This window comes from Pseudazoarcus sp. NS36, assembly GCF_059703705.1.
Genome location: NZ_BAAKJA010000002.1, coordinates 220,180 through 239,207 on the forward strand (window position 1 = coordinate 220,180; position 19,028 = coordinate 239,207).

Below are 19,028 nucleotides of genomic sequence, written 5' to 3' on the forward strand. Positions count from 1 at the left end.
CCGCCGAATGCACAGGTCGCGCCGGCCCCCCCGGACGGGTGGAACCACCGCAATGATGACCTCGGCCGGAGCGGCCTGGATGCGGCGCGCGAATTCTAGCGTTTCGGCCGCCCACAGCAAGAAGTTTTTGAAGCCGGATCAGATAGTTGCGGACAAATACATTCAGCGTGCAAGCGGCGCCAGCCCATGCCGACGACGGGCGTCGTCGCAGCCCGCCTCGCCAATACCCAAGGTGGCATAGGGCGCGAAGTCGCGGCACGGCCCGGGGCGGGAGGCGTAAATGGTGCAACGCACCGCCACACCCACTTCGCCTTCGAGCGCGCAGCAACGCGGCATTGCGGTATCCGTACCACGCATGCGCCAGATCCGCTCGGTGACAGGGACGGCCAACGCATCCGGCACACCACCCTCGGCGTGGCTGGCCAGTTCGGACACATGGAAGTCAACGCGCAAAGCCGCGCAGCAGGCACCACAGGCGCTGCAATGGTCGATCATGTCACGCAGCAGCGCCGCAGCACTTCTTGAACTTTTTGCCGCTGCCGCAAGGACACACCTCGTTGCGACCAGGCCCCGTCGCGGTCACCACGGACATGTCGGTGGCCACCGGCTCGGGCTGCGGCAACGCAAGCTCGAACCAGCGCGACCGGATTTCCATCACCGCGTCGCAGGCGTCCGTCAGCCATTCGAGTCGGGTACTGTCGGGCACCTCTTCGTCGGCAGACTCCCACGGCCGGATGACCGACTGCAGCGTCTCGGTGACGATCTCTGCGTCCTGATGCGGGACCAGGCCCGCCCAATCCGCAGGCCACAGCTCCAGCCCCTGCAGGAATCCCTCGATCCACTCCTCACCCACCGCCAGATCATCGGCGCTAGAGCCGGCGTAGCAGAATGGCTCCCAGCCTTCGGGGGCACCTATGGTGGTGAGCAGTTCGTTGTAATAGCGCAGCACCAGCCGGATGGCCTGCTGCATGCCGCCGCCGAAGGCAAACGAGGCGTCCGCGTGCGCACTCCACACCGCCGGCATCCAGTCAGCCGCTTCGAGCGGCACGGGCGAGATGACAACCGCCGCGAGATAGCCGTCGAGCATTTCCAGATTCATGCAGTCTTCGGGGACTGCATCCGAGGTCAGGATTTCCTCGAGGGCATCGAACTCGTCGTCGCTCAGTTCGTGCGGATTCGGGGTCTCGTCTGTCATCGGCGTTCTCCGTGGTTGGCCCGAGACTGCGCCATCGAGGCCCAAAGCGCAAGCCGGGCGGGCGCTTCAAGCTCATCAAGCGTCGTCGCAACGCGGTACAGCGGCTGGCCGGAATCACGATACTTGCGCTCGAACGGCGTCAACGGCACGTCGGCCACAAAGCTTTCCACCGGAACCACGCGCTCCAGTGCATGACCTGCCGCCCAGGCAAACTCCTCGGCGTACACCAGCCAGTTCGTGCGGCATTCCAGCGTACCGCCCAGGGCCAGAACCCACGGAAACACCGGATGACCATGCCAGCGTCGGCCCACATGGCCGATCTTCGGCCATGGATTGGGATACAGCACGTAATGTTGCGCCAGACGCAAGCCTGCATCGAACAGCAGACGCCAGTAATCCACCAAGTCTGCACGCGCAAAGACCATGTTCTGCGGCCACATGGATTGCGGATAGGGCTTGCGGCGCGACAGCCGATCTTCCGACTGATCCACACCAATCACGAAATGCCCGGGATGACGGCGGGCCAGCTCGATGGTGCTGTGACCCACGCCACAACCGGCGTCCAGGATGAGCGGCGCGCGCGTGTCCCAGGCTTCAAGACTGCGCTCAAAGGCCTCGCGGTTGTACGACGCTACCGGCTTGCGGAACGGCTCACGCAGATAGCGCTCGACGCGCGCGGCAAGGTTTTCGTGCACGCCCTGCTGGGCACTGAGCGGGATACGGGAATTGGCGTAGGACATCCGGAGCGTATTCTCATGCGGTAGCCGGCATTATCTCTTGCTTTGCCTTCCGAGTTGGCCGATAATGCGCGACTTCTCGCAATCAGGCCGGCCACATCCGCCTGCCGCTCGACCCCAAGGATTTCACGATGAAAGCCGACATCCACCCGAAATACGCCGATGTGCAGGTGAATTGTTCCTGCGGTAACAACTTCACCACGCGTTCGACGAGCGCCAAGCCGACGATCCAGGTGGAAGTCTGCTCCGCTTGCCACCCGTTCTACACCGGCAAACAGAAAATCGTCGACACCGCCGGTCGCGTCGAGCGCTTCCGTCAGAAATACGGCAACGTCCAGCGCCTCGGCTGATCGCAGCGCCGGATATCCGAAAAAGGGGCAGCTCAGGCTGCCCCTTTTCTTTTGCATTCGGCATTTGACCGCCCAACACCGCTAGAATCAGGGTTTCACCGAACACGCCACAGCACCCATCAATGCACGACCGGTCCCTGCCACGCTCCGCGCTCGAACGCCATCTCTACGGCGCCACCGGTCTGACCTTGCTGGTTCTGGTCTATCTGCTTCCGGGCGCCATCGGGCACGAACCCTGGCGCGGATCGGACGTCGAGCATTTCGCAGCAGTCCATGCACTGCTGCAGGGCGAATGGTGGCTGCTCCCGACCGTTGCCGGCGAACCGCTGCCCGGCTTCGGCCCCTTCCACTACTGGTTGTCCGCGCTGTTTGCCACCGCGCTGGGCTGGCTGTTGCCGCTGCACGATGCGGCACGCATGGCCACGCCGTTCGCCGCCGCGCTGGCGACGCTGTGGATCACCCGCACGGCGTCCAGACTGTACGGTCGACACACCCGTGCAGCAGCAGCCCTGCTCACCATTGGCACGCTTGGCCTGGCCGTGCATGTGCACGAAAACCAGCCAATGATCACGCTGATGGCGCTACAGGCCATGACCTTGGCCGGACTTGCCCTGATTCCGACCCAGCCCCTCAAAGGCAGCGTGCAAGCCGGCCTCGGCGTTGCCCTGGCCTTCCTTACGGCCGGCTTTGCCGGCGTACTGCTGACCCTTCCGCTGCTGGCCCTGGTTGCAGTGGCCGTCGCGGAACTGCGCACACCGCGCTCCAGCGGTGCCTTGATCGCCGGGCTGAGCATTGCCGTAGGCGGCTGCGCCCTGTGGCCCATTGCACTTGGCGCGACACAACCGGAACTGCTGGATCTGTGGTGGACGCGCGCCTGGGTCGACCTGTCCGGCGATCCGCTGGCGCGTGCCGATCTGCCGCGCCTTGCGGAAATGCTCGGTTGGTTCACCTGGCCACTGTGGCCGATCGCACTATGGGCACTGTGGCGCGCGCGCCGACAGGCCAGACGCCTGCCGTGGCTGCTGCCGCTGGTGGCAACCGCCGTCGCGCTGCTGTGGGTCATCCTCGGCGGCAGTCTCAGCGCAGAAGCCATGCTGCCAATCGTTCCGGCGCTCGTCTTGCTCGCCGCCGGTGGCGTACCGACCATGCGTCGCGGCGCGGCAAATGCCTTCGACTGGTTTGCGCTGATGACCTTCGGAATCTTTGCGCTGCTCGTCTGGCTGGCCTGGACGGCACAGATCTTCGAATGGCCTCCCGGGCTCGCGCGCAGCCTGGAGCGCATGGCACCGGAATTCATGCCGAGCGGGACCGCCCTGCAAGCCACGCTCGGCATCGTGATCATGCTGCTATGGGTATTGCTGGTGTGGCGGCTGCCGCGCACGGCCGACCGTGCCTCGACCAACTGGGCGCTGGGCATGACCATGCTGTGGTGCCTGATGGTCACGCTGCTGCTGCCGTGGGTCGACAACACCCGCAACTACCGGCCAATGGCCGAATCCTTGCGTCTGGCGCTGACACAGGAACAGCCGTCGTGCGTCGCGACGACACATCTCGGAACCACTCAGCGTGCAGTGCTGGACTACTATCTGGGCCTGCGTCCGGCCAAGACGCGTGACAATGAAACCAGCTGCCGCTATCTGCTTGTGCACGACGACGAGGTGATTGCCGCTCCATCACCGGAATGGCTGCCGGTCTGGCGTCATCGTCACGCTGGCGGCAAACGACTCGAAGTCTTTACCCTCTATCGCCGTGACTGAACGCCACGCCACTCCGTCTACCCTGCCCGCCTGGGCCACGCTGCAATCGCATGCGGGCCGCCTGGCCGGAGCGCGCATCGCCACGCTGTTCGAGGCCGACCCGCAACGCCCCGAAGTGTTCAGTCTCGAGCACGACGGTCTGTTCGTCGATCTCTCGAAACAACGCATCGATGCGGCCGCCCTCCGCAGCCTGCTTGAACTGGCCGAACAGGCCTCGCTGCCGCGCGGCATCGCCGCCCTGTTCGGTGGCGAGCACGTGAATTTCACGGAAGATCGTGCCGCCCTGCACATGGCCTTGCGCGGCGGCGCCCGCACACCGGAAGCGGACCTGCCTGCGCTGCAGGAGAGCAATCAGCGTCTGCGCGCCTTCGCCAACGCCATCCGCGAAGGCCACGCACGCGGCAGCAGCGGAGAGCGCATACGCCACGTCATCAACCTCGGCATCGGCGGCTCAGACCTGGGCCCGCGCATGGTCTGCGAGGCGCTTGCCCAGGCCGGCAGCGCATCTCTCCGGGTCAGCTTCGTCGCCAACATCGACCCGCTGGAACTTGATGCCGCGCTGTGCGACGCCGATCCGGCCACGACGCTGTTCATCGTCTCGTCGAAGAGCTTCTCGACACTCGAAACACTGGCCAATGCGCGCGCAGCGAGGGCCTGGCTACGCGCCGGCCTCGGTGCCGACACGGATACCGTTCCGCACTTTGCCGCGGTCAGCAACCGCGCAGACCTTGCCACCGAATTTGGCATTGCGGCTGAGCGCGTATTCTCGGTGCCGGCCTGGGTCGGTGGTCGCTTCTCGGTGTGGTCGGCCGTCGGCCTGCCGGTATTGATCGCCATCGGCGAGGCTGGTTTTGACGCCATGCTGGCCGGCGCACGCTCGATCGACGAGCATTTCCACAACGCCCCCCTGGCGCACAATCTGCCGGTCATGCTCGGGCTGACCGGCATCTGGAACAGCAACTTCCTCGCTACGGGAGATTTTGCGGCGCTGCCCTACGCACACGGCCTGCGCAGTTTCCCTGCGTGGCTGCAGCAACTGGAAATGGAGAGCAACGGCAAGCAATGCCGCTGTGACGGCACGACCACGGACATTCAGACTTCGGCTGTCGTGTTCGGGCATGCCGGCACCGTGGGCCAGCACGCCTTCCATCAGTTGCTATACCAGGGCACGCGGCCGGTCGCAGCTGATTTCATCGTCCCGATCATGGCGCATGACGAGCGCTCACGCGCCCTGTACGAAAACGCGCTGGCGCAGTCCGAAGCGCTCATGGCCGGGCGTGACATACCCACGGCGCGGGCGCATCTGCTCGCCAGCGGCCACACCCCGGCCGAGGCAGATCGGCTCGCCCCGCACCTTTTCTGTCCTGGCAATCAGCCCTCGACCACCTTGCTGCTGCCGGGGCTCACGCCGCACAGCCTGGGCCAGTTGCTGGCGCTGTATGAGCACAAGACTTTCGTGCAGGGCTGGATCTGGGGTATCAACAGCTTCGACCAGTACGGCGTGGAGCTGGGCAAGGAGATGGCGCGCAAGCTTTCGGCGCCCGACGGCGGTGTAGCACACCCGTCCACCGCCTCGCTGCTGGCGGTGATCGCAGGCATGCGCGACGCGGATTGAGCGTTTTCAGGCCTGCATGCGCAGGAAGTGCTCGCGGTAGTGACGCAGCTCGGCAATCGACTCGTAGATGTCTGACAGCGCTTCGTGCTTGCCACTCTTGGTGAAGCTCTCGATGACGTCCGGCCGCCAGCGGCGTGCCAGCTCCTTGAGCGTGGACACATCGAGGTTGCGGTAGTGAAACCACGCTTCGAGCGTCGGCATGTAGCGTGCCATGAAGCGGCGATCCTGGCAGATCGAGTTGCCGCACATCGGTGAGGCGCGCTCCGGCACGTGCTGACGGATGAAATCGAGCATGCGCGCCTCGACCTCGGCCTCACTTCCAGTCGCAGCGCGCACTCGCGCGGTGAGCCCTGATTGCCCGTGCGTGCGAGTGTTCCACTCGTCCATTCCATCCAGCACGGCATCGGGCTGATGCACCACCATCACCGGCGCCTCGACCACGGTTTCGAGGTTGGCATCGGTAATCACCACGGCAATTTCAAGGATGCGGTCGCGATCCGGCTCCAGACCGGTCATTTCCATATCCAGCCAGATCAGGCGATTGTTGTCCTGTGCCATAATCGACGCGCTCCATCCGCAATGACGAGGCCCGGATTGTGTCACACATCGCGGCCCGTCCACCGCCCTCGGGAGGTCACATGAACATCCGCAATCTCGTCTTCGCCGGCCTGTTTGCCGCCGGCCCTGCCCTTGCCGATCCGTTTCAGGGCGCCAACATCGAAGCCGGCTCGGAAATCCATGCCGACCAGTGCGTCGCCTGTCACGCCAGCAAGTTCGGCGGAAAGGATGGCTCGGACATCTACACCCGCGCCGACCGCCGCGTCACCAGCCCCGACAGCCTGCTGCAACAACTCACCGCCTGTACCACGATGCTGAATCTTGGCCTGTTCCCGGAGGACGAGCGCGACATCGCCGCCTACCTCAACAAGCTTTACTACAGGTTCGAGTGAGTCGCGGCGACGGCGCCCGATTCGCGGGCATGGTGGTCGCGTCCTTTGGACGTAACTACGAGGTTTTGGGTGAGGATGGCGCCACCTTCAAGTGCGTGCCGCGCGGCAAGAAGAGCGTCTATGCTTGCGGCGACGAAGTCGATATCGAACAGACCTCACCCGGCCAGGGCGTGATTGCCGAGCTGCATGAGCGCCACAACCTGCTGTGGCGTTCGGACGCTTTTCGCGAAAAGCTCATCGCCGCCAACCTCACGCAGATCGCCGTGGTGGTGGCCACCGAACCGGGCTTCTCGCCGCTGCTGGTGTCGCGCTGTATCGTCGCGGCGGAAACCCAGGGCATGGGCACGCTGATCGTGCTCAACAAGTGCGACCTGACCGATAAGCTGGCACCGGCACGCGACATGCTGTCGCCGTTCGCTCGCCTGGGCTATCCGATCGTAGAACTCAATGCCCTGTCAGGCGTTGCCCCGCTGGCAGCGCATCTTGCGGACCAGCGCAGCATCCTCGTCGGACAGTCCGGCATGGGCAAATCCACCATCACCAACGCATTGATTCCCGAGGCGCAGGCTGCAACGGCTGAAATATCCACCGTGCTCGACTCGGGCAAGCACACCACGACCTTCGCGCGCGCCTACCCGTTCGAAGGCGGCTGGCTGATCGACAGCCCGGGCATGCAGGCCTTCGGGCTGGCCCACGTCGGCGCAGAGGAGTTGCTCGAAGCCTTCGTCGAGTTCCGGCCGCATCTGGGTAACTGCCGCTTCCGCGACTGCCGGCACGACCAGGAACCCGGCTGTGCCCTGATCGCAGCGGTGGAGCGCGGCCATATCGACCGCCTGCGCTTCGAGCACTTCCATACCATCCGCGCCGAAATCGAAAGCGCCGGGCGTCAGGCGCGCGGCTGGTAAACGTAAAAAGGCCCGCATCTGCGGGCCCTATCTGGTGCTTCGTCCGTATTACATCCGCTCGAAAATCACCGACAGACCCTGACCACCACCGATGCACAGCGTAACCAGCGCATAGCGACCCTGGACGCGATGCAGTTCGTGAATGGCCTTGGTGGCAATGGCCGCGCCGGTGGCGCCAACCGGATGACCCAGCGCCACAGCGCCACCATTGGGGTTGGTCTTGGCCGGATCGAGGCCCAGCCCCTTGATCACGGTCAGTGCCTGCACCGCAAAAGCCTCGTTGGATTCGATGACATCTATCTGATCGAGTGACAGACCCGCTCGCTGCAACACGATTTTGGTCGCCGGAATCGGCCCCTCACCCATGATCTCGTTCGGCACGCCGGCCACGGCATAGGCCACTACGCGCGCCATGGGCTTGTAGCCCGCTTTCGCCGCGGCATCGGCCGCGGCCAGCACCAGAAAGGCTGCGCCATCATTGATGCCGGAGGCGTTACCGGCGGTGACCGTGCCATCCTTCTTGAAGGCCGGGCGCATTCTGGCAAGGGTATCGACGGTCGTTTCGGGCTTGCAGTGCTCGTCGGAGTCGAACACCGTTTCGCCCTTGCGCGACTTGAGCACGATCGGCACGATCTGGTCCTTGAAGCGCCCCTCGGCAATCGCCTGACCGGCGCGACGGTGCGACTCGGCTGCAAAGGCATCCTGCTCTTCGCGCGCAATGCCCCACTTCTCGGCCAGATTCTCGGCCGTGATGCCCATGTGACCGACCCCGAACGGATCGGTCAGCACCGACACCATGGCGTCCACCATGCTGGTGTCGCCCATGCGTGCGCCACTGCGCATCGCCGGGGCCAGATAGGCGCCGCGCGACATCACCTCGACGCCACCACCCACGCCGTAATCACAATCTCCAAGCATGATCGCCTGGGATGTCGACACGATGCCCTGCAGCCCCGACGAACACAAGCGATTGACCGCCATCGCCACCGAATCCGCCGGCAGGCCGGCCTGGATCGCGGCCACGCGCGCCACGTAGGCATAGCGCGTTTCAGTGGGGATGCAGTTGCCGACCGTGACGTAGTTGATCAGCTGCGGATCAGCCCCGGAACGGGCGATCGCCTCCTTCATCACCATCCCGGCCAGCTCCGCCGGCTCGATTGAACTCAAACCCCCGCCGAACGTTCCGATTGCAGACCGCACGGCACTCAGTACCACTACATCGCGAATCGCCATCTCACACCCCCAGTTCGTTCAATGCCCAACCCAGCCGGCGATTGCCAGCAAGGCCAGAACCAACACATACAGCACCAGCACCCGCCAGACCATGCGTGCCACCCGCGGCATCTGGTCAACATCGACCGCAACCCCGAGCCCCAGTTCAGGCCGATCCACCACGCGCCCGTCCTCATTGGCCGGCATTCCCAAACGCAGCCCCAATGCTCCGCCCCCTGCGGACAGCACGATGCCGGCAGCACGATCCGTCCACAGCCCCGCCTGAGTGCGCCAGCAAAACAGCGCATCCTCGAAATTTCCGATCACTGAAAAAGCCACCGCCGTGATGCGCGCCGGGACCGCATCCAGCACCTCCCAGGCCTGTCGGCCGAAAGCACCGAAGGCCGAATCCGTTTCATGCTGCCGTCCGTTGCAGCGCTCCCGGAAAAGGCGTGCAAGTCGGTACACCACCACACCGGCAGGCCCGGGCAGCACGACAAACCAGAACAGCACACCGTAGAGGCCCTGATGGGCCGTGAGCAACGCGTGCTCCGACGCAACACGGGCGAGCTCCTCGGGGCCTGCGCCGGAATGGTCTCGCCCGGTCCAGTCGCCCAGACGGCGTACCGCCGTCGAGAGGTCGTCATCGACGAGCGCACGTTGAATATCGGTAAACATGCCCTCCTCGCGCCGAAATCCCAACGCGAGGTACAGCAAGCCCGCGCCAAACACGAAGGCCAGAACCGGATGGAGGGCAAGCAAAAGGAAATGCGCAAGCAGCGTGAACACACCACTCAGAACAACCACCAGCAACCACGCAAGACGACCGTTGGCATAGCTACCATCGTCGTACAACTCCCCGGCGCGGACACACACGCGCCCCAGCAAGTCGTCTACCGCCGCATGCTGCTGCAGCGGTCGCACCTGCTCGAGAATCAGGGCCAGGATCAGCGCAAAAAGGGTCATTGCAGTGCCATTGTTGCAGTGCAGCTACGGCAGGCAACATAACACAAAAGCACTACACTAGCCCGCGCGCTCCGTCACGTCTGGCGCAGGAAGCGGTGCAACGAAACGAGGATCGCCGCCGTCGTGCCCCAGATGTTGTAGTCGCCATATGGCATTGCAACCACGCGACGTGGACGCCCCTGATATTCGGTATCCATCTCAAGATGATTCGACTCATCCATCAGAAACCCGAACGGCACCTCAAAGGACTCAGCCACCTCGAAGGCATCCAGTGTGAGCTCGAACGGCGGATGCACCAGCGCCACCACCGGCGTCACCCGGAAACCGGTACGCGAGAAATACTCGGGCAGCTGCCCCAGAATCTCCAGCCGGTCGGCGCCCAGCCCGACCTCCTCCTCCGTCTCGCGGATTGCCGCCATCGTCGGCGACGCGTCGCTCGCCTCAATGCGCCCGCCCGGAAAGCAGACCTGGCCGGGATGATGATGGAGTCGCTCAGAACGCCGCGTCAGCAACACCGACAGCCCTTCTTCACGCACGATCAGAGGAACGAGTACGGCTGCAGCAATGTGGGAAGGGGACGGCTCAGCGCCGAGCTCGACGATGGACTCAGTCACATACGAACGACCGAAGCCCTCGCGCAAGCGTCTTAAGACGTGGTCGCGCTCACCAACTACAACTTTCATCCGAAAACTCAATGCAGAACTGAGACGCCAAACAGTATAGTGCGGGCGACAATCAGAGCTACGCTCAGTATCGCTTGCGCAACAACATGCGGTCACCATCACGCTGCAGCTCAGTGCGCGATAGAAAACTCATGCCGAGCAAGGCAACCGGCAAATCATTCGCCATTACCAACCCGTCTACGCCGTACATCACGAGCGGGCCGACCTTGACCTCATCTAAGCGCACACGCCAGGCCACGCTTGACCCGCTGGCGGTCTGTACCGTGATGCGCGGAGCCTTGGCAAAATCGATCCGCGCACGCCGCGCATCCGCCATACCGATAGCAATGGAGGTTGCTCCGGTATCGACGAGGAAGCGCACGCCGGCACCATTGATGCTGCCCTCGGAGAAATAATGCCCCTTGCTGTCAGAAAACAGCGTCAGTACGACCTGACTGGGCGTCGTTCCGGCCACCCGAACGGCTCCTCGCCCCAGTTCCAGACGCTGCCGGACACCATCGATTTCGACGATGGCCACATCTCTCGTGGGTTCGATCTCTAGCAGGCGCACGCCGTCACGGGACGTCTGCCCGAGCGCCAGCATCTGCGGCTGACCGCCGTTGACCACCAGAATCGCCTTCTTGCCAATAACCCCCGCGAGAGCGACATCGGCTGCGCAAACAGGTAGCGCTAGCATCAGAGCGACCAACACGCTCCACATGCACCGACGCATCGCGCGAAAAGCCTTCACGTCAGTCATGACGCCCTCCGATACGCTTTCATGACCAAAAATCATCAGACAAAAGCCGGGCGCATGAAGACACCCAGCCTGAGAAGCTGTTACGACACCTTCAGCGCCGCCAGCAACGATCGACCGGCAAGGTACCGGTGCGTGCCCGAGCCCCGGTACTTGTCAGCGTGAAGTTGCCGCAGCCATCTCCGAGCATCGCGCCCGCAGGGACGGCCGTCAACGTGAAAGTCGTCGGAGTGCATACCACGTTGACGTTGTAGAACACCTCTGCACCGTCCCGTGGCGCTTGAGTGAAAGGCAGCACAACATCGCCGCAAGCGGCCGCACTGTAGCTGCCGGTGGTGGTGAAACGACGCTCCATGAACTGCGCCAACTCCATCAAAACCGATTGTGCGTCGGCACGGCGACTGTTGCGGATGTGCTCTAAGTAGGAAGGGTAGGCAATACCCGCCAGGATGCCGACGATAACTACCACGATCATCAACTCGACCAGCGTAAAACCCCACTGTTTCACAATACGCGCACTGCACAGACTGTTCATCATCTCGTGCATCCTCTCTGCTCAGTGGGGAACAACCGTCAAACCGCGGATTTCACCCACATCCCGAGCAGACACCGGCAGCACGCCATTGAGCCGTACCTGCATACCGGATTGCAGCGCCTCGGGGCCATAGCGAACCTCCCCGAGCGGGTAACGCACGGCCACACCGGCGGACATCCTGAAGCGATGGCCGTCTATGATCACCTCCCGCAGCACCGGATCGACCTGTCCGATAACAACAGGCATGTCCGTCACCGCGACACGCGCACGAGCCTCGCTCGTCTGCCCCAGCGCAGTCCCAGAACCCAGAGTTAAGGCACAACACAGGACCGCCAACACTCCGCGGATGTACTTCTTCATGCTCCGTCCTCCGTCCATCAGTAGAGCTCGATCCAGCTCTGGCGACCGGTCGCAAAGCGTCCCTGGTTCTCGACAATCACTTCGAGTCCTTCGGACGTCGACACGTACTTGAACTCCGTCGTACCACGCGGATCCCCCATCACGGCGGGAGTCTGGGCATTGCCGCCCTCAAACTTGCGACCACTGGGCGGCACACGCACCGGCTGGCCGTCCACGATGATCGTCACGAAGTCATCGGTGGTGAATTTGCCGTCACCCGTCAGATCAAAGGGCGCGTACTCGAGGCGCGCCCCCCTGGCCGCATCCAGCTCCATCAGCCAGCTAGTGCCGGCTGGCGCGCAAGGGTCGCTGGAGTTCGACGGAATCATTGTCGTGAAAATGACCTTGCCGTTACGTACGAGGGGGTTGGTGATCTGGCGCTCTCCCTCGAATCCCTGCGGTGGCAAAAGATTCAGGAACCACCCCCCCTGGGTCTCCCAGTTCACCGCCTGCGTGCTCGTCACACGCAATTCTTCGGTAACAGTGCCCCCGGGCGTCTGGAAGTTGACCGGCCCCTGGAAGACGATGGTCTGCTGCTGCAGCGTGTTGCGTGACACCGGCTTGGAACTGCCCCCCGTACTCCTTCCGTCATCCCAGATCGCGTAGAAGGACTGCACGCCACCATTGAGCGAAATGTTGTCCGTCTGCTCCAGATACTTGCCAGTGCCGAACAGCACAATCTCGCCAGATTTGCTCGGATGGCGGATCACCGTCGGTCGGCTAGTGATGGGCTGACGGTTCGACGCGGTGCAGGTGTTGCCGGCGCAGGCCTCGAACAACTTGTAATGCAGGCTCCACGATCCGATGCTGTTACCGGAAAGATCGAACCGCCACATGTTGCCGAAGAGATCGCCGGCGTAGATGTGGTCGACCATGTAATCGCCATCAACATCCACCGGCGCCACCGAGGCCAGGCCGTTCGGCCGGTTTTGCCCGGTCGGATCCTGAGCCATGCCAACGCCGGTACTGATTTTCTTGATCAAGGCCCCGGTCTGCAAGTTCACGATGTACAACACCGCGTTGCCGGAGGAGCTAACGTTACCGTCGTTAATGGTGTTGTTGTAACCGTTGCCGAACACCGCCGCCCAGGTGCCATTTTGCAGTTTTACGATGGCCGGCTGACTGTAGGTGTAGCCGAGGTCAGCGTCGTTTGCGTCCGTGAACTCCCACAGGAAGACCGACGAGGCATTGGCCTCCGAGAACGCAGCCGGATTGGTCACATCCAGCGCATAAACCGCCTGACCTCCGCGGTTCAAGCCTCCGACCAGGATGCTGCGCCAACTGCCGTTGATAAAGGCGTCGACCACCGTCGGACTGCCGTCCACGAAGAAACGGTGGGTGTCGTTGTAGTCCGGGTCAGCCAACACCTTCAGCCGGCCGAGAAGACTGCCCGGAACGTAGGCCAGACGCTCCACCCCGGTCTGGGCATCGAAGCCGTGCAACATGCCATCGTTGGCGCCGACATAAACCATCGATGTCCGACTGGCGTTGTTCTTCTTGAAGTCGAGGTAAGAGGCCGATTCCAGCGACGGCGGATACAGCGCGCTGGGCGGACCGACAAACTGCGGCGCGGAATTGACGATATCGCCGAGCATACTGGGACGGCTGCGATACCCCGTGACCGAGCGACCGCGCAGGTATTCGAGCAGCGCTTCGGTCGAATCGAAGTGGCTGGTGCGTTCTGCTGTGGTCATGTTTGCCCAGCGGAACGGCCGTCCGACACCTCCGGTGGTGTTGGTGATGATGGAGCGCGAACTCCAACTCGGGATCTTGCTGCCGGCGTCCCATTTCGAGCCGTCCGGTCCCGTGCCATCACGCAGCACATCGCCGAACGACGGACTGTTGCGGTCAGTGTCCACCTCGAACGACAGCAACTGCCCGGTCCAATTCCCGCTGTTCAGACGGGCCTGGTAGACGCTGGCGCCAACCTGAACAGAACCGCCAGAGGTCGCCGCCGAAGACGACGCCCCAAGGCGCGCTTGAATGCTGGCCAGCGCCTCACCGAGCTTTTCCTTCAGTTCTTCGGCGTTGTTCGCGGTCAGATACAGGCCGTCGCCGTACTCCGCCGCATCCTCAAGCATCTCGTTCTGCACCGTAAAGCCGATGGTGTAGGTGAACATGTTCTGCTTGGCGTGCCGCGGGTCATCGAAACTCTCACCGGCCAGATCATTGCCGCCCTTGCGCATGTCGATGTCGTACCCGAATTTGGCAATATCGTCCAGATAGAGCGCATCCCCTTCGGTTTGGCTATTGCCTCCGGGGCCGTCGTTGGCGACGCCGTCCCAGTTCGGCAACAAGCCGTTCGGATCGTCCGGATCATTGTTCGGGTAAGTGCCGTCATAGGTGGGCAGACCGTCGGTGATGACGACCGTAAAATTCTTCTGGCAGCGGTACTGGATCGGGCTGGTGTAGGTACCGCTGTTGAAATAACTTTGCATGCCGCGGAAATACCGCGTGATCTCGTACAGGCTCTCGCCCAGCGGCGTCCACGTCTCCGCCGTCAGCGCATCGATGGAGCTCGTGATCGTCGCACTGTCGGTGCCACACACCGCCGCAATGCGCCCGCCTTCGTTGTTGTTGAAGTGGCTTAGCCCAAAGCGCATGCCCGGCGTATTCAGCACAAGATCCTTCGCAACTTCCCGCGCTACGTTCATCCGGTAGTCGTTCGGGATCTGCCCGCCGCGCAGGTCGGTGTTATTGGCAAAACGGTCCAGCAGAAAACGCAAATACCGCCCGATATACCGGGTACTGCCAGTACCGTTGGGGGCGGGAAGTCTCAAGCACTTGTACTCATAATTATTGCCGCCGGTATTGCGCCTGAAACGGCTGTAATTGGTGGAGCAACTATCCCGGCCCAGATTGCTGGGCGTGTAGTTGGTAGCGTTAGCCAAATTGCTCCAGTTGTTGCCGTTGCGATACTGCCAGGCGCCGTAACTTCCTTCCGGCTCAAAATCATCGTGCCAGATGATTGCCTCCATACTCCCGGAGTTGTCGACCAGCAGCATGACGTTGGGATCGATCGTGGCAGAAACCGTAAGCGGTGCTTCGGATAACGCCAGCGGACCGGCATGCGCGGCAGATGCCGCGAGCGCCGACGCAGCGAACCCTATCCGGATACCCTGGGCAAGCTTGTGCATGTTCATGTCCTGGACCTCAGTTGTATCGCTTGGCGTACTGCGTCTGCAGCACGCGGACAGTTTCCGCCGTCTGCCCAACCCCACGAGCGGTGACGAGATACACGTGCCGGCCGGTTTCATTGGCCGCCCCGGTACCCACCACGAGGCTGTCACGGACGTGCAGCCGGTGCTCCACAAGGAACCGCGGCTGCTCGCTCACCCCCTGGATCGCCACATCGTCATCGTAGGTCAGGGCGTTGTCGGCCCATTGCTCCATCGAGGCCGCGACGCGCGAAGTCAGCAAACTGGCAGAAGGGTTGGACTCATCAAACTGGTACACCGTGCAGGTCTCACCCATGGCGCACGGGAAATCGTCAAATTCGGGCAGCGCCACGCCTGGCGCAATCAGATTCTCACCAGCACGCAGCGCGGCCTCGGCGGCCTGCAGGGCAAGGTTCTGGTCACGCCAGTTGCCGGCCATGCGTTCTTCCAATGAGGTTCCACGCAAACTGTTCACCCCGAGCAGGCTCATCACCAGCAGCATGATCAGCGCGACCAGCAGAACGGTGCCGGTCTGACGAGCGGGAGCGGGGGCAATCGGACGTTTCATAGCAGCTTGTTCCGCAAGGCAACGGTGGTGGTGAACACCCGCGTCAGCGGGCGCTGTGCGAATTCGGGGTAGTCGGCGACGCCGCGATTGACGAGCGCGCCGTCGCAGCCCGCGTACTGCACGGTCGGGACTTCAGTGGCCACTCGGGCTTCCGGGCTCATCGCCACCAGCGTCACGCGCACCGCAACGACTTCCATCCAGCTGGCGACAGCATTGGCCTGCACGTAGTTTTCGGCCGTGCCGTCCATGTTGGCGTCGACGCCGTAACACAGCTGCATGTCGACGATGCCTTCCACCAGCTCTTCAGGCTGGCCCGGTCGGCCGTAAGGTGCCCGAAACAGCGAAGGGGCACCGCCGGCCCCCGTGCCCACGTAATACACGTTGGCGCGCACTTCCGTGATGCGTACATCATTTGTGTACGCATGACTGAGATCTTCGAAGGGCAACAGGTTGCCGGGCTCATAAGCCCCAGCACTGCCACGGTTCAAAGCACTGGCGTTCTCGTTCGCGGCGTTCTGGAACAGATCGCAGCCTTCCGGATCGGAAATCAGGATGATCTGCCCCTGACGAATACCTGTATTCCCAACCACGGTGATCGCGCCAGCCTGCGCCTGACTCGTACCACTTACGTTCAGAACTGCAGCCACGCCAGCATGCTTGACCAACACCACATCGGTGCCCGGGCGGTATGTATTGCCAGCAAAACCACCGCTCACGCCTTCCCAGCCGATCAAACCTTCGCTCAAGTCAAACAGTTCATCGCTGTAGGAGGCGTGTCCCGTATCGAGGTGATTCTTGACTTCGACCGACTTCAGACAGTCCCCTTGGGACCCTGCACGGCGAAGATCGTCGGACAGGAAGTCGAGCGCGAAGCGGCCGCTTTCCTGAATTCGCGACAAGGCTTCCGTACTGCGGTAAGTCTGGCTGCTGCCCATATAAATGTGCAGCACGCCCCCGAGCAGGAACAACCCGAGGAGAAGGCCCACCATCAGCTCGATGATGGTCAGACCCAGTTGGGAGGATTTACGGGCGACCACCATCAGATCTCCGTCTCGTAAACAAAATTCTGAGCGGCGATGTCCGCGGCGTTGCCCTGCCGGATGCGCCCGCGGTTGTCGTTCCAGCTGATCGTGATGGTCACAAAAGCACCATTGCGCACCACCAACCCGGCAGCTCCGCCGCCCAGCGCGCGGACGATGGACTGATCCCAAGTAGTGCGCTCGATCGCCGCGCTGCCGTCGTCGTAATCTCCACCCAGGGCGTTGTCACGCGAGGCGCGCATGCGGTCGGCGAGGTCATAGGCCAGCAAAGTGGCCTGCGATCGCTGATATGCACTGTGATTGCTCTTGACCGACGTAGTCTGCAAGCCAGCCAAGCCGAGCAGGCCAAAAGCAATGATGACGATGGATACAAGCACTTCGAGCAGGGTCGAGCCCTTTTGCCGACCCACTCGTCCCGACGCTGCATGGCTCCGTGTATGAGCTGACATCCACTTCTCCCGCACTTCAATATCCGCTATCAGCACGGGCCCGCCCTGTCGGCGAAACCGTCACATTGCGTATAACCCCGGCGTCCGAGATCGCAATGGCCGCATCCGCGGCGGCCTCCCGGCGGCCATCGGGCTCGAATACGATTCCGGCTGCGGGCCCCGCAACAGCCAAGCCGCCACGCGGCTCATCCCAAACCCGAATGACATCTACTGCATCGTTCACGTCAAGCGCGTTGTTGTTCCCCACCGCCGAACCAACCAGCCAACCGCCCGCCCAATTGCCGTTGTTGACGCATGCCGTCCCAGCCGCATTCCGCGCGCAGACAATCAATTGACGGCGATGCTTGATGGCCTCGGAACGCGCCAACTGCAATGCGACCAGAAGCTCGTTGCTTGCCACCGCAATACGGTTGCGGCGCAACATCTCGACGAAGGAAGGCGCCGCGAGGCCCGCAATGATTGCGAAGATCGCAATGGCAACCATCGTTTCGATAAGGGTGAAGCCAGACGGTTTTCTCATGAGCGCATGCTATCCGAAGCCATTTCCAGTGGCCGTCAGCATACGACAGGCGGCGGAGCGCGGCGGATGAGTGGCGCGTAAAGGAGGTTTGGCGGGAGCTGCAAGCTCACACGAGCTCACAGTCGGCCTTACCCGAGGCGCGTACGCGTCCGCCGATGTTGATGACCAACGATCTTTGCACACCTCCGGCACAAACCCGGAAGGTCCCGATCTGCAACGCGCCGCCCACCGAGCGCGCCGCGCCGGTAGGAAGATAGGATACGTAATTGCTCATGGTTCCGTTACTACGGGCGATCACCCCCGTATGGGCGCCACCCCCGACACGAATGACGCGTTCGTCGGCGTCCCTCTGGGCATTTTCATTGCCATCTTCGAAAACCATCCACCCGGTTTCCCAAGCGCCACCGACAACACACTGGAAGCCATCCGGAGACGGACAAAAGGTCACGCGCGCACGGCTGCGAATTGCCTCGGCACGGGTCAGCATCAAAGCGGCATGCAAGTCGTTGGCGGCGGCCCACGTGCGCTGGTCTCGCACCATGCCGGCAAAACCTGGCCCCGCAAGTCCGACGAGAATCGCGGATATTGCCAGAGCGACCAGAAGCTCGATCAAGCTGAAGGCGCGAGCTCGGAAACGAATCGAAGCATGCATGGACACCTCCGGACATGCCAAAGGAATTCACATTCATGCAATTTAGATACTTTTTACCGAAGCTCCAGCCTAGCGGCAATAGAGCCGCGTAAAAATACCGATTCCGGATTCAGTCCCGAAAGTTGCCGAACTGCAGCGGGATGTCGGTGACGTCCTTCTTCACCAGTGCGATGGCGTCCTGCAGGACGTCGCGTTTGGCGCCGGAGACGCGCACGGCTTCGCCCTGAATGGCGGCCTGGACCTTGAGCTTGCTGTCCTTGAGGATGCGCACGATCTTCTTCGAGGCTTCCTGCTCGATGCCGACGCGCACCTTGAGCTCCTGTTTGACCTTGAAGCCGCCGACCTTTTGCACGTCGCCGTGTTCGAGGCAGCGCACGTCGATCTTCTTGCCGGTCATCTCGGGCAGCAGGATGGCCATCATCTGTTCAAGCTGGAAATCGCTGTCGCCGATCAGCGTCAGCAGTTTGTCGGCCTGCTCAATGGTGGCGCTGGTGCCCTTGAAGTCGTAGCGGTTGGTGATCTTGCGGTTGGCGCCGTCGACGGCGTTCTTCAGCGCGACGAGGTCGACTTCGGAAGTGATATCGAACGAAGGCATCGCATT

Annotated in this window: 22 protein-coding genes; 5 read left to right on the plus strand and 17 right to left on the minus strand. The window is 62.7% G+C overall.

The window, feature by feature from the left end; translation table 11 throughout:
- Positions 1–162 precede the first annotated feature (162 nt).
- The 3 genes from AC6H0R_RS04145 to trmB are packed head-to-tail and all read right to left on the minus strand — an operon-like array spanning position 163 to position 1,935.
- The gene (locus AC6H0R_RS04145) at positions 163–495 is read right to left on the minus strand and encodes a YkgJ family cysteine cluster protein (RefSeq protein ID WP_497580075.1); all 333 of its coding nucleotides are present in this window, start codon (positions 493–495) and stop codon (positions 163–165) included.
- A gap of 1 nt (position 496) precedes the next feature.
- On the minus strand, positions 497–1,195 hold the full coding sequence (locus AC6H0R_RS04150; RefSeq protein ID WP_497580076.1) for a UPF0149 family protein: 699 nt from the start codon (positions 1,193–1,195) through the stop codon (positions 497–499).
- Entirely contained in the window at positions 1,192–1,935 is a 744-nt protein-coding gene (gene trmB, locus AC6H0R_RS04155) for a tRNA (guanine(46)-N(7))-methyltransferase TrmB (protein WP_497580077.1), read from the minus strand. Before trmB ends, AC6H0R_RS04150 begins: the two co-directional genes overlap by 4 nt.
- Positions 1,936–2,063: 128 nt before the next feature.
- On the opposite strand from trmB, the gene rpmE reads away from it, so the two are divergent.
- The 3 genes from rpmE to pgi all read left to right on the plus strand — a co-directional run bounded on the left by rpmE (position 2,064) and on the right by pgi (position 5,654).
- Positions 2,064–2,282, plus strand: a complete 219-nt coding sequence (gene rpmE, locus AC6H0R_RS04160) for a 50S ribosomal protein L31 (protein ID WP_497580078.1) — start codon at positions 2,064–2,066, stop codon at positions 2,280–2,282.
- Positions 2,283–2,404: 122 nt separating this feature from the next.
- A complete protein-coding gene (locus AC6H0R_RS04165) occupies positions 2,405–4,039 on the plus strand; it encodes an ArnT family glycosyltransferase (protein ID WP_497580079.1) in 1,635 nt (544 codons plus the stop codon).
- The gene (gene pgi, locus AC6H0R_RS04170; RefSeq protein WP_497580080.1) at positions 4,032–5,654 is read left to right on the plus strand and encodes a glucose-6-phosphate isomerase; all 1,623 of its coding nucleotides are present in this window, start codon (positions 4,032–4,034) and stop codon (positions 5,652–5,654) included. Before AC6H0R_RS04165 ends, pgi begins: the two co-directional genes overlap by 8 nt.
- Before the next feature lie 6 nt (positions 5,655–5,660).
- Here the strand turns inward: pgi and orn are convergent, their stop codons facing one another.
- Positions 5,661–6,212 carry an oligoribonuclease gene (orn, locus tag AC6H0R_RS04175; RefSeq protein ID WP_497580081.1) on the minus strand — a complete coding sequence of 184 codons (552 nt, stop codon included), beginning with the start codon at positions 6,210–6,212 and terminating at the stop codon, positions 5,661–5,663.
- 80 nt (positions 6,213–6,292) lie between these two features.
- Here orn and AC6H0R_RS04180 point away from each other — a divergent pair, with 80 nt between their 5' ends.
- Together AC6H0R_RS04180 and rsgA are read left to right on the plus strand one after the other, a co-directional pair.
- Positions 6,293–6,604 (plus strand): c-type cytochrome, encoded by a 312-nt coding sequence (locus tag AC6H0R_RS04180; protein WP_497580082.1) that lies wholly within the window; start codon positions 6,293–6,295, stop codon positions 6,602–6,604.
- Between the two features lie 29 nt (positions 6,605–6,633).
- The gene (gene rsgA / locus AC6H0R_RS04185; protein WP_497580278.1) at positions 6,634–7,509 is read left to right on the plus strand and encodes a ribosome small subunit-dependent GTPase A; all 876 of its coding nucleotides are present in this window, start codon (positions 6,634–6,636) and stop codon (positions 7,507–7,509) included.
- Between the two features lie 48 nt (positions 7,510–7,557).
- On the opposite strand, the gene AC6H0R_RS04190 is transcribed toward rsgA, so the two are convergent.
- The 13 genes from AC6H0R_RS04190 to AC6H0R_RS04250 form a co-directional block, all read right to left on the minus strand.
- Positions 7,558–8,742, minus strand: a complete 1,185-nt coding sequence (locus AC6H0R_RS04190; protein WP_497580083.1) for an acetyl-CoA C-acyltransferase family protein — start codon at positions 8,740–8,742, stop codon at positions 7,558–7,560.
- 18 nt (positions 8,743–8,760) lie between these two features.
- Positions 8,761–9,687: a CobD/CbiB family protein gene (locus AC6H0R_RS04195; protein ID WP_497580084.1), complete on the minus strand. Its 927-nt coding sequence runs from the start codon at positions 9,685–9,687 to the stop codon at positions 8,761–8,763.
- A gap of 74 nt (positions 9,688–9,761) precedes the next feature.
- The gene (locus tag AC6H0R_RS04200; RefSeq protein WP_497580085.1) at positions 9,762–10,370 is read right to left on the minus strand and encodes a CoA pyrophosphatase; all 609 of its coding nucleotides are present in this window, start codon (positions 10,368–10,370) and stop codon (positions 9,762–9,764) included.
- A 64-nt stretch (positions 10,371–10,434) separates the two neighbouring features.
- Positions 10,435–11,109 carry a retropepsin-like aspartic protease family protein gene (locus AC6H0R_RS04205; protein WP_497580086.1) on the minus strand — a complete coding sequence of 225 codons (675 nt, stop codon included), beginning with the start codon at positions 11,107–11,109 and terminating at the stop codon, positions 10,435–10,437.
- Positions 11,110–11,200: 91 nt separating this feature from the next.
- Positions 11,201–11,644, minus strand: a complete 444-nt coding sequence (locus tag AC6H0R_RS04210; protein ID WP_497580087.1) for a type IV pilin protein — start codon at positions 11,642–11,644, stop codon at positions 11,201–11,203.
- 18 nt (positions 11,645–11,662) lie between these two features.
- The gene (locus AC6H0R_RS04215) at positions 11,663–12,001 is read right to left on the minus strand and encodes a hypothetical protein (RefSeq protein ID WP_497580088.1); all 339 of its coding nucleotides are present in this window, start codon (positions 11,999–12,001) and stop codon (positions 11,663–11,665) included.
- Between the two features lie 17 nt (positions 12,002–12,018).
- A complete protein-coding gene (locus AC6H0R_RS04220) occupies positions 12,019–15,177 on the minus strand; it encodes a pilus assembly protein (RefSeq protein ID WP_497580089.1) in 3,159 nt (1,052 codons plus the stop codon).
- 16 nt (positions 15,178–15,193) lie between these two features.
- Entirely contained in the window at positions 15,194–15,766 is a 573-nt protein-coding gene (locus tag AC6H0R_RS04225) for a pilus assembly PilX family protein (RefSeq protein WP_497580090.1), read from the minus strand.
- Positions 15,763–16,806 (minus strand): PilW family protein, encoded by a 1,044-nt coding sequence (locus tag AC6H0R_RS04230; RefSeq protein ID WP_497580091.1) that lies wholly within the window; start codon positions 16,804–16,806, stop codon positions 15,763–15,765. Before AC6H0R_RS04230 ends, AC6H0R_RS04225 begins: the two co-directional genes overlap by 4 nt.
- Positions 16,806–17,291, minus strand: coding sequence for a type IV pilus modification protein PilV (gene pilV, locus AC6H0R_RS04235; protein ID WP_497580092.1), 486 nt, complete (start codon positions 17,289–17,291; stop codon positions 16,806–16,808). Before pilV ends, AC6H0R_RS04230 begins: the two co-directional genes overlap by 1 nt.
- A complete protein-coding gene (locus AC6H0R_RS04240; protein ID WP_497580093.1) occupies positions 17,272–17,775 on the minus strand; it encodes a GspH/FimT family pseudopilin in 504 nt (167 codons plus the stop codon). The genes pilV and AC6H0R_RS04240 overlap by 20 nt, the downstream gene beginning before the upstream one ends.
- 106 nt (positions 17,776–17,881) lie before the next feature.
- Positions 17,882–18,427 (minus strand): GspH/FimT family pseudopilin, encoded by a 546-nt coding sequence (locus AC6H0R_RS04245; protein WP_497580094.1) that lies wholly within the window; start codon positions 18,425–18,427, stop codon positions 17,882–17,884.
- Positions 18,428–18,536: 109 nt separating this feature from the next.
- A complete protein-coding gene (locus tag AC6H0R_RS04250; RefSeq protein WP_497580095.1) occupies positions 18,537–19,022 on the minus strand; it encodes a YajQ family cyclic di-GMP-binding protein in 486 nt (161 codons plus the stop codon).
- Between the last annotated feature and the right edge of the window lie 6 nt (positions 19,023–19,028).

What these genes read in the sequence shown, in the direction of transcription:
- AC6H0R_RS04145 (WP_497580075.1), bottom strand. Translation starts at nt 495, where the DNA reads ATGATCGACCATTGCAGCGCCTGTGGTGCCTGCTGCGCGGCTTTGCGC.
- AC6H0R_RS04150 (WP_497580076.1), bottom strand. Translation starts at nt 1,195, where the DNA reads ATGACAGACGAGACCCCGAATCCGCACGAACTGAGCGACGACGAGTTC.
- trmB (WP_497580077.1), bottom strand. Translation starts at nt 1,935, where the DNA reads ATGTCCTACGCCAATTCCCGTATCCCGCTCAGTGCCCAGCAGGGCGTG.
- rpmE (WP_497580078.1), top strand. Translation starts at nt 2,064, where the DNA reads ATGAAAGCCGACATCCACCCGAAATACGCCGATGTGCAGGTGAATTGT.
- AC6H0R_RS04165 (WP_497580079.1), top strand. Translation starts at nt 2,405, where the DNA reads ATGCACGACCGGTCCCTGCCACGCTCCGCGCTCGAACGCCATCTCTAC.
- orn (WP_497580081.1), bottom strand. Translation starts at nt 6,212, where the DNA reads ATGGCACAGGACAACAATCGCCTGATCTGGCTGGATATGGAAATGACC.
- AC6H0R_RS04180 (WP_497580082.1), top strand. Translation starts at nt 6,293, where the DNA reads ATGAACATCCGCAATCTCGTCTTCGCCGGCCTGTTTGCCGCCGGCCCT.
- rsgA (WP_497580278.1), top strand. Translation starts at nt 6,634, where the DNA reads ATGGTGGTCGCGTCCTTTGGACGTAACTACGAGGTTTTGGGTGAGGAT.
- AC6H0R_RS04190 (WP_497580083.1), bottom strand. Translation starts at nt 8,742, where the DNA reads ATGGCGATTCGCGATGTAGTGGTACTGAGTGCCGTGCGGTCTGCAATC.
- AC6H0R_RS04195 (WP_497580084.1), bottom strand. Translation starts at nt 9,687, where the DNA reads ATGACCCTTTTTGCGCTGATCCTGGCCCTGATTCTCGAGCAGGTGCGA.
- AC6H0R_RS04200 (WP_497580085.1), bottom strand. Translation starts at nt 10,370, where the DNA reads ATGAAAGTTGTAGTTGGTGAGCGCGACCACGTCTTAAGACGCTTGCGC.
- AC6H0R_RS04205 (WP_497580086.1), bottom strand. Translation starts at nt 11,109, where the DNA reads ATGACTGACGTGAAGGCTTTTCGCGCGATGCGTCGGTGCATGTGGAGC.
- AC6H0R_RS04210 (WP_497580087.1), bottom strand. Translation starts at nt 11,644, where the DNA reads ATGATGAACAGTCTGTGCAGTGCGCGTATTGTGAAACAGTGGGGTTTT.
- AC6H0R_RS04215 (WP_497580088.1), bottom strand. Translation starts at nt 12,001, where the DNA reads ATGAAGAAGTACATCCGCGGAGTGTTGGCGGTCCTGTGTTGTGCCTTA.
- AC6H0R_RS04220 (WP_497580089.1), bottom strand. Translation starts at nt 15,177, where the DNA reads ATGCACAAGCTTGCCCAGGGTATCCGGATAGGGTTCGCTGCGTCGGCG.
- AC6H0R_RS04225 (WP_497580090.1), bottom strand. Translation starts at nt 15,766, where the DNA reads ATGAAACGTCCGATTGCCCCCGCTCCCGCTCGTCAGACCGGCACCGTT.
- AC6H0R_RS04230 (WP_497580091.1), bottom strand. Translation starts at nt 16,806, where the DNA reads ATGGTGGTCGCCCGTAAATCCTCCCAACTGGGTCTGACCATCATCGAG.
- AC6H0R_RS04240 (WP_497580093.1), bottom strand. Translation starts at nt 17,775, where the DNA reads ATGAGAAAACCGTCTGGCTTCACCCTTATCGAAACGATGGTTGCCATT.
- AC6H0R_RS04245 (WP_497580094.1), bottom strand. Translation starts at nt 18,427, where the DNA reads ATGCATGCTTCGATTCGTTTCCGAGCTCGCGCCTTCAGCTTGATCGAG.
- AC6H0R_RS04250 (WP_497580095.1), bottom strand. Translation starts at nt 19,022, where the DNA reads ATGCCTTCGTTCGATATCACTTCCGAAGTCGACCTCGTCGCGCTGAAG.